We start from the raw sequence: 926 nt of genomic DNA, 5'->3' as shown, positions 1-926 counted from the left end.
TCGTATTTACTTACATCTCCTTGGTTAATGAGAATTTCTTCACCAAATTCCTCTTTCATTTTCTTTAGCGTTTCAACAGAGCGACCGATAATGCTGACTTTTGCCCCTTCTTGTATAAAACGTCGAGTGACAGCTTCTCCTATTCCCGAATTACCACCAGTAATCAACACTACTTTATCTTTTAAGGCCATTGCCATTGTAACCAACCTCCTTGTTATCTTTTTTACGATACTTACTGTTATACGAAGATAGCGAGGTTCCTTGTATTTATTGTTGTTTGATCAACAATGAATATCCGTTTGGAAAGTTTCCATTTACCATCTTCGAATATGAATTCATCATTTCGTTCCCCCGAAATCAAATCGTGTTGAATATCCGTGCTACGGCTTCGATAGATAAGTAGATAGCTCTTAACGACTGCCTTTTCACCTTCAACAAAGTCTTTAACACGCACGTTGCTGACAAAACGCCGCGTTCTGGAAGGAGGAATTTCCGCCCATGCATAATCCGTTTTCAAACGATCTACGCGGAGCTTAAGTAATTCAATATCATCATTAAATGTAAACATTTTAGTTGAATAATCCGGACGTTCAACTCCATCCTTATTGACACGTACAGGCATTTGATAACACAAACTCGAATGCATTAGATCGAACCATTCATCAAATTCAATATCATCAAGTAATTGTGCTTCATCATACAACCACTGTTCAAATTCACATTTAACAAGCATTTCTTCCACTTTCATTTTTCTTCCCCCTCCCGCTTATCATTTCGTCATTAATTCCAACCAGTATTTATAAAAATTCCGTTGACTTGCTTCTGTAAATTTATCATCGTAAGCAACACCTGGTCCGATAAAATCAACAGGTTCGCGATGAAGACCCATTGTATAATTGTAAGTTAAATTCTTTAGAAAAGGCATC

Annotated in this window: 2 protein-coding genes; both read right to left on the bottom strand. The window is 37.1% G+C overall.

Annotated features, from left to right (window positions below; genetic code table 11):
* On the bottom strand, positions 1–197 hold a 197-nt coding region (locus tag AC1DUW_RS30600), incomplete at its 3' end, for an SDR family oxidoreductase (RefSeq protein WP_477644417.1).
* A 41-nt stretch (positions 198–238) separates the two neighbouring features.
* Complete coding sequence (locus AC1DUW_RS30595) at positions 239–748, bottom strand: aromatic-ring-hydroxylating dioxygenase subunit beta (RefSeq protein WP_053345930.1); 510 nt, start codon at positions 746–748, stop codon at positions 239–241.
* Positions 749–926: the final 178 nt, after the last annotated feature.

It is taken from the genome of Peribacillus sp. P4_C12 (genome assembly GCF_056402095.1).
The sequence above is the reverse complement of the archived record's forward strand: the minus strand, read 5'-3'. Positions and strand labels throughout refer to the sequence as shown.

Bases quoted from the DNA above. Each gene is read 5' to 3' on its own strand.
- AC1DUW_RS30595 (WP_053345930.1), bottom strand. From the start codon at position 748: ATGAAAGTGGAAGAAATGCTTGTTAAATGTGAATTTGAACAGTGGTTG.